The organism is Shinella sp. GW821-FHT11G07, assembly GCF_058808115.1.
This window is the reverse complement of record NZ_JBXARJ010000010.1, coordinates 182,957-190,262: the sequence shown is the minus strand read 5'-3', so window position 1 is coordinate 190,262 and position 7,306 is coordinate 182,957. Positions and strand designations below refer to the sequence as shown.

The window sequence follows — 7,306 nt, the reverse complement described above, 5'->3', positions numbered from 1 at the left end:
TTCGTCTATCGGTTAGGACGTCAGATTTTCATTCTGAAAAGAGGGGTTCGACTCCCCTAGGGCGTGCCACGGTTCCCTCACAAAACTGATGATTTCCGCCCTCGCCGCGCGCGATTCCGTGTTTGCGCGCGCCGTGGAAAAAATAGAAAATTCCTGCATTTAGGGCTTGCACGAATCCGCCGGCCCGACTAGAAGACGCCCACCGCACGCGCCCTTCGTCTATCGGTTAGGACGTCAGATTTTCATTCTGAAAAGAGGGGTTCGACTCCCCTAGGGCGTGCCACGGTTCCCTCCCCTTGCATGACGGATCAGAACGCCTTTGCAGCGTCCAGCACGCGGAACTGCATGCGCCGGCTGCCCTGCCAGCTGTCGGCGGAAAGCGTTCCTGCAAGATGCACCGCCTGGCCGCGCTCCTTCATCAGGAAGACGCCGAGATCGGCTTCGGCAGCGCGGAAAGCCATGGCATCCATGCGGCCGCCGTCGGGGCCTTCCAGACCGATGCGCAGGTGATTGACCCCGACCGGGCGCACATCGCGCACACGGTGCGCCGGCAGCGCGAAAATCGGCTGCGGATGGCCGGAGCCGTAGGGGCCGGCCTGTTCGAGCTGATCGGCAAGGGCAAGCGTCGCGCCGCTGGCGCTGAGCGCGCCATCGATCTTCAGCGTCTCCACGGCCACGAGGTCGCGCACGGTCCGCTCTGCGCGTTCTTCGAAGAAGCTGCGCAGCCGGCCGAGATTGGCCCGTTCCACCGTCAGGCCGGCGGCCATCGCGTGGCCACCGCCTTTCACCAAAATGCCTTCGTCGACGGCGGCGCGCACCATGCGGCCCATGTCGAAGCCGCTGATCGAGCGACCGGAGCCGGTGCCCTTGCCGGAGGGGTCGAAGGCGATGGCAAAGGCGGGGCGGCGGAAACGATCCTTGAGGCGCGAGGCGAGCAGGCCGACGACGCCCGGATGCCAGCCTTCGCGGGCGGTGAGAATCACCGCGGCGCTTTCGCCCGTGCCGTATTCCGCCTGCGCTTCGGCCTCGGCCTCGGCCAGCATCGCGGCCTCCATGACCTGACGCTCGCGATTGAGATCGTCGAGTTGCTTGGCAATGCGCTCGGCCTCGCCTGGCTCGTCGATTGTCAGGAGACGGCTGCCGAGCGCCGCGTCACCGATGCGCCCACCGGCATTGATGCGCGGGCCGACGAGGAAGCCGAGATGATAGGGCGTCACCGGCCCGCCGATGCCCGCCTGCTTCAGAAGTGCCGTCAGCCCGGCATTGCCGAGATGGCGCGCGGCGACCAATCCCTTCACCACATAGGCACGGTTGAGGCCCTTGAGCGGAACCACGTCGCAGACCGTGGAGAGCGCCACGAGATCGAGCATGGAGAGCAGATCGAAACCTACGGCCCGCGTATCGCCGCGCGACCGCAAGAGCCGCTGCAGGGCCACCAGCACGAGGAAGACGACGCCGGCGGCGGAAAGATGCCCCTGCCCCGAAAGATCGTCCTCACGGTTCGGATTGACCAGTGCCAGCGCCGGCGGCAGGTCCTCGCCGACCTGGTGATGGTCGAGGACGACGACGTCGATGCCGCGCTCGCGCGCCACGGCGAGCGATTCGTGACTGGTCGAGCCGCAATCGACCGTGACGATGAGCTGGGCGCCGCGCTCGATGAGCTGCGCGATGGCGTTGGGGTTCGGGCCGTAACCCTCGAAAATCCGGTCCGGAATGTAGATTTCCGCCTGGACGCCGAAATGCGCGAGGAAACGATAGAGGAGTGCCGAGGACGAGGCGCCGTCGACATCGTAGTCGCCGAAGATCGCGACCCGTTCCCCGCGCTCGACGGCACGCGCCAGCCGCTCCACCGCCGCTTCGCAATCCATCAGGCTGTAGGGCTCCGGCATCAGGCGCCGCAAGGTCGGATCGAGGAATTCGAGCGCGCCGTCGAACGGCACGCCACGACCCGCCAGTACGCGGGAAATCAGGTCCGGCAGGCCATGACTCTGGCTCATCGCCAGCGCACGGTTCTCCCCCGCCTGGTCGAGCCGCGCCACCCAGCGCTGGCCGGTCGCCGAGCGCTCGACGCCGAGAAAGGCCCGGCTGACGGGATCTGCGTTTTCCAACATGCTCATGGCGGCTCCTGACAGGCCCTAAAAGACCAGTGCCCGCGCTCCGGCGCAAGGGCGGAGGCGGGCACGGATTTGTTCGCGGTGGAAAGACGGCAATCAGGCCGTCTTCGGACGCTCGATGCGGATCACCTGCGGCTCGCCGACAAGGTAGCCCTCGCTCTTGATCGAAGCGACGGCCTTGCGCACGGAATCCTCCATCGTCGCGTGGGTGACGAGAATGATCGTCTTCGGATCGGTCGTTTCAGCGCTTGCCTGTGCGCGCTGCACGATCGATTCGAGCGAGATGCCGTTTTCCGCCATGTGCTTGGCGATGCTGGCGAAGACGCCGGTGCGGTCTTCCACGGACAGGCGAATGAAGTAACCGCCGTGATGCTTGCGGATCTGCGCGCGCTTGTAGGGTGCCAGCGCCGCCGCCGGGCGGCCGAGAACCGGCACGGTCTGCGCACCGGGGCGGCTCTTGGCGATGTCTGCGATGTCGCCGAGCACGGCCGAGGCCGTGGCATTGCCGCCCGCACCCGGGCCGACCATCAGCAGTTCGCCGAGAATGTCCGATTCGATCGCGACCGCATTGGTCACGCCGTCGACCTGGGCGATGACCGAATCGAGCGGCACCATGGTGGGGTGCACGCGCTGTTCGACGCCGGTATCGGTCCTCTGCGCCACGCCGAGCAGCTTGATGCGGTAACCGAGATCGGCGGCCGCACGAATGTCGTCGATCGAGATGTTGGTGATGCCTTCGAGATAGATGTCGTCGGCCGAGATCTTCGTGCCGAAGGCCAGCGTCGTCAGGATCGACAGCTTGTGCGCCGTGTCGTTGCCCTCGATGTCGAAAGCCGGGTCCGCTTCGGCATAACCGAGGCGCTGCGCTTCCTTGAGGCACACCTCGAAGGACAACCCCTCCTTCTCCATCTTGGTCAGGATGTAGTTGCAGGTGCCGTTCATGATGCCGTAGACGCGGGAAATCGTGTTGCCGGTCAGCGATTCACGCAGCGCCTTGATGACCGGGATGCCGCCCGCGACGGCCGCTTCGTAGTTGAGGATGCAGCCGTGCTTTTCCGCAATGACGGCAAGCTCGACGCCGTGGGCGGCCAGCAGCGCCTTGTTGGCGGTTACGACATGCACGCCGCGCGACAGTGCCGCCTTGACCGCGGAATAGGCCGGATCGCCTGCCCCGCCCATCAGTTCGACGAAGACGTCGATCTTGGCGTCACGCGCCAACGCAACCGCGTCATCGAACCATTCCGCCGACGACAGGTCGACGCCGCGGTCGCGGCCCTTGGCGCGTGCGGTAATGGCAACAATCTCGATCGGCCGGCCGCACGTTGTCGTAAGCATGTCCCTGCGTTCGACGAGAATCTTCGCGAGCGAGGCACCGACGGTACCCAAGCCCGCAATGCCGATCTTCAGGGCATCTGCCATGGTCGTGTCCTATGTTTGGGAAGGGAGCCCTCCGCGGGTCACGCGGAGGGTGGTGTATCAACGGTGGGCGTTCAGCGAGATGACGTTGTGCATCGTCTCGTCGGCCGTGGAGAGGAACTTCTTGATGTTGCGCGCCGCCTGGCGGATGCGGTGTTCGTTCTCGACCAGCGCGAGACGAACATAGTCATCCCCCATTTCACCGAAGCCGATACCCGGCGCGACCGCGACATCCGCCTTCTCGACGAGCAGCTTGGAAAACTCCAGCGAACCGAGATGACGGAACTTTTCCGGAATTTTCGCCCAGGCGAACATCGTCGCCGCCGGCGGCGGAACCTCGAAGCCGGCCTTGCCGAACGTATCGACCATCACGTCGCGGCGGCGCTTGTAGATGTTGCGCACTTCGGCGATGTCGGAGCCGTCGCCATTCAGCGCATGGGTCGCCGCCACCTGGATCGGCGTGAAGGCGCCGTAGTCGAGGTAGGACTTCACGCGCGTCAGCGCCGCGATCAGGCGCTCGTTGCCGACGGCAAAGCCCATGCGCCAGCCGGGCATGGAGAAGGTCTTCGACATTGAGGTGAATTCGACGGTGATATCGATGGCGCCCGGCACTTCCAGCACGGACGGCGGCGGCGTGTCGTCGAAGTAGATTTCCGAATAGGCAAGGTCGGACAGCACGATGATGTCGTGCTTCTTCGCAAACGCGATGACGTCCTTGTAGAAATCGAGCGTCGCGACATGCGCCGTCGGGTTCGACGGATAGTTGATGATCAGCGCGAGCGGCTTCGGAATCGAATGGCGCACGGCACGCTCGAGCGGCGGGAAGAAGCTCTCGTCCGGCTCGACCGACATCGAGCGGATCACGCCGCCGGCCATCAGGAAGCCGAAGGCATGGATCGGATAGGTCGGGTTCGGGCAAAGGATGACGTCGCCGGGCGCGGTGATCGCCTGCGCCATGTTGGCAAAACCTTCCTTGGAGCCCAGCGTCGCAACGACCTGGGTCTCCGGGTTCAGCTTCACGCCGAAGCGGCGGGCGTAATAGGCGGCCTGGGCGCGGCGCAGGCCCGGAATGCCCTTGGAGGAGGAGTAACGGTGCGTGCGCGGGTCCTGGACCACTTCGCACAGCTTGTCCACGATCGCCTTGGGCGTCGGCAGATCGGGGTTGCCCATGCCAAGGTCGATGATATCGGCACCACCCGCTCGCGCGCTTGCTTTCAAACGGTTGACCTGTTCGAAAACATACGGCGGCAGACGCCGGACCTTGTGAAACTCTTCCATCTTTAACCCCGTTGGGCGCGAAGCCCCTCCGGCGGCCCTGCCGGACGACGCAAAACTCCGCGCGAATCAAGTGATCGGATACGGACAAAAGCGTTCAAAATGAAGGCGCTCCGCCCGGCCGACGGCCAATTGGCCGTCATCCGCTTTGCTGCCAAACGGCAAGAAAGGCAAGTGTTAATTGTTGCCTTCGATCTGCGAAAGCGTTGCCTGGCCGTGACCGTCCCGCAATGCTTGCAATTCTGCGAGCTGGCGACGGTATTCGGCCTCCGAAATCGACCCCGAGCGACGGCGCCCGGCAAGCGACGACAGACGTGCACTGTAGCTGGCCGCTTCCTCGTCGCTCATCTGCTGCGTTTCGGCGCTGACGATGGCGGTAATGTCCGGGTAGACGGCAGAGCGATTGGCGCCGGTATTGACCGTCGAAGCCGTCTCGGTCGTCGAAGCGCAGGAGGCGAAAACGACCGGCATGGCGGCCATGATAAGGGCGGCGCTCACGCGCCTGAATTCGAACGCCATGGGGACGTATGCTCCTGTCGAAACGACCGGTTCCGGATAATGCCGCTAGAGGCTGTCAGGCCCTTGTAATCTGTTTCGTTCAGAATGTAAAAATACAAAAGTAACAATAAAATCGGGAGGGAACGATGGCCGATGAACGCAAAGCGAATGAACGCGATGCGGCCGGAAACAAGCCCGGTTTACAGGCGTTCGACCCCGCCACGATCGAGCCTTATATCGTCAAGGACCCCGAGGCGCTGACGGTCAACCTCGCCCGCACGGTCGAGCAGCTCGGCAAGGCCGCCTCCGCCTGGCTCGCCCCCCGCGAAAGCGGCGAGAAGGTCGACACCGTCTCCGAGCCGATGGTCGACATGGTCAAGACGCTCTCCAAGGTTTCGGAATATTGGCTGGCGGATCCGCGCCGCACGCTGGAAGCCCAGACCCTGTTGCTCGGCAGTTATTTCAACATCTGGTCGCGCACCCTCAACCGCATCGGCGGCCAGGAGGTCGAGCCAACACCCGACCCGCACAGCAAGGACAAGCGTTTCGCCGACGAGGATTGGATCAAGAACCCATTCTTCGATTTCCTGCGGCAGGCCTATTTCGTGACATCCGACTGGGCCGAAAAGCTCGTCGCGGATGCGGAAGGCCTGGACGAGCACACGCGCCACAAGGCCGGCTTCTACGTGAAGCAGATCGCGAGCGCCATTTCCCCCAGCAACTTCGTCACCACCAATCCGCAGCTCTACCGCGAAACCGTCGCCTCGAGCGGCGCAAACCTCGTGCGCGGCATGAAGATGCTGGCCGAGGACATTGCCGCCGGCCGCGGCGATCTCAAGCTGCGCCAGACGGACACCTCCAAATTCGCCATCGGCGAAAACATGGCGCTCACGCCCGGCAAGGTTCTGGCGCAAAGCGATGTCTGCCAGGTGATCCAGTACGACGCGACGACGGAAACGGTGCTGAAGCGCCCTCTCCTCATCTGCCCGCCATGGATCAACAAATTCTACATTCTCGACCTCAACCCGGCGAAATCCTTCATCAAATGGGCCGTCGACCAGGGCCACACGGTCTTCGTCATTTCCTGGGTGAACCCGGACGAACGCCATGCGACCAAGGGCTGGGAAGCCTATGCCCGCGAGGGTGTCGGCTTCGCACTCGACACGATCAAGCAAGCGACCGGCGAAGAGGAAGTGAATGCGATCGGCTATTGCGTCGGCGGCACGTTGCTGGCGGCCACGCTTGCCCTGCACGGACAGGAAGGCGATAAGCGCATCCGCTCGGCGACGCTGTTCACCACCCAGGTCGATTTCACCCATGCCGGCGACCTGAAGGTCTTTGCCGACGAGGAACAGATCGACCTCATGGAACGCGGCATGAAGGCGACGGGCTACCTCGACGGTTCCAAGATGGCGACCGCCTTCAACATGCTGCGCGCCTCGGAACTGATCTGGCCCTACTTCGTCAACAACTACCTGAAGGGTCAGGATCCGATGCCCTTCGACCTGCTCTACTGGAATTCAGATTCCACACGAATGCCTGCCGCCAACCATTCGTTTTACCTTCGGAATTGTTATTTGAAAAACACCCTCACCAAGGGCGAAATGGTGCTGGCAGGCAAGACGCTGTCGTTGAAGGACGTCAAGATCCCGATCTACAATCTCGCCACCAAGGAAGACCATATCGCGCCGGCAAAATCAGTCTTCGTCGGCAGCCAGTTCTTCGGCGGCAAGGTCACCTATGTCATGGCGGGATCCGGCCACATTGCCGGCGTCGTCAATCCGCCGGACAAGATGAAGTACCAGTTCTGGACCGGCGGCCCTGTAAAGGGTGAGTTCGAGGACTGGGTGAAGAGGGCGGACGAGACACCCGGTTCCTGGTGGCCGCACTGGCACGACTGGATCAAGGCCGAGGACGACCGCATGGTGCCGGCGCGCAAGACCGGCGGCACCATGAATTCCCTCGAGGAAGCGCCCGGCTCCTATGTGCGCGTGCGTGCCTGA

Annotated in this window: 5 protein-coding genes and 1 tRNA gene; 2 read left to right on the top strand and 4 right to left on the bottom strand. The window is 63.6% G+C overall.

Annotated features, from left to right (window positions below):
- The first annotated feature begins 208 nt into the window (after window positions 1–208).
- A tRNA-Glu gene (locus AC1RT2_RS20510) sits at window positions 209–283 on the top strand.
- 25 nt (window positions 284–308) lie between these two features.
- Here AC1RT2_RS20510 and recJ read toward each other — a convergent pair.
- The 4 genes from recJ to AC1RT2_RS20490 all read right to left on the bottom strand — a co-directional run bounded on the left by recJ (window position 309) and on the right by AC1RT2_RS20490 (window position 5,324).
- A complete protein-coding gene (gene recJ / locus AC1RT2_RS20505; protein WP_493104858.1) occupies window positions 309–2,117 on the bottom strand; it encodes a single-stranded-DNA-specific exonuclease RecJ in 1,809 nt (602 codons plus the stop codon).
- Window positions 2,118–2,210: 93 nt separating this feature from the next.
- Complete coding sequence (locus AC1RT2_RS20500) at window positions 2,211–3,533, bottom strand: homoserine dehydrogenase (protein ID WP_493104856.1); 1,323 nt, start codon at window positions 3,531–3,533, stop codon at window positions 2,211–2,213.
- A gap of 57 nt (window positions 3,534–3,590) precedes the next feature.
- Window positions 3,591–4,808, bottom strand: coding sequence for an LL-diaminopimelate aminotransferase (locus AC1RT2_RS20495; RefSeq protein ID WP_069058871.1), 1,218 nt, complete (start codon window positions 4,806–4,808; stop codon window positions 3,591–3,593).
- A gap of 174 nt (window positions 4,809–4,982) precedes the next feature.
- The gene (locus AC1RT2_RS20490) at window positions 4,983–5,324 is read right to left on the bottom strand and encodes an SHOCT domain-containing protein (RefSeq protein ID WP_493104853.1); all 342 of its coding nucleotides are present in this window, start codon (window positions 5,322–5,324) and stop codon (window positions 4,983–4,985) included.
- A gap of 125 nt (window positions 5,325–5,449) precedes the next feature.
- On the opposite strand from AC1RT2_RS20490, the gene AC1RT2_RS20485 reads away from it, so the two are divergent.
- Window positions 5,450–7,306, top strand: coding sequence for a PHA/PHB synthase family protein (locus tag AC1RT2_RS20485; RefSeq protein ID WP_493104850.1), 1,857 nt, complete (start codon window positions 5,450–5,452; stop codon window positions 7,304–7,306).

Bases quoted from the DNA above. Each gene is read 5' to 3' on its own strand.
- AC1RT2_RS20495 (WP_069058871.1), bottom strand. From the start codon at position 4,808: ATGGAAGAGTTTCACAAGGTCCGGCGTCTGCCGCCGTATGTTTTCGAA.
- AC1RT2_RS20500 (WP_493104856.1), bottom strand. From the start codon at position 3,533: ATGGCAGATGCCCTGAAGATCGGCATTGCGGGCTTGGGTACCGTCGGT.
- recJ (WP_493104858.1), bottom strand. From the start codon at position 2,117: ATGAGCATGTTGGAAAACGCAGATCCCGTCAGCCGGGCCTTTCTCGGC.
- AC1RT2_RS20490 (WP_493104853.1), bottom strand. From the start codon at position 5,324: ATGGCGTTCGAATTCAGGCGCGTGAGCGCCGCCCTTATCATGGCCGCC.
- AC1RT2_RS20485 (WP_493104850.1), top strand. From the start codon at position 5,450: ATGGCCGATGAACGCAAAGCGAATGAACGCGATGCGGCCGGAAACAAG.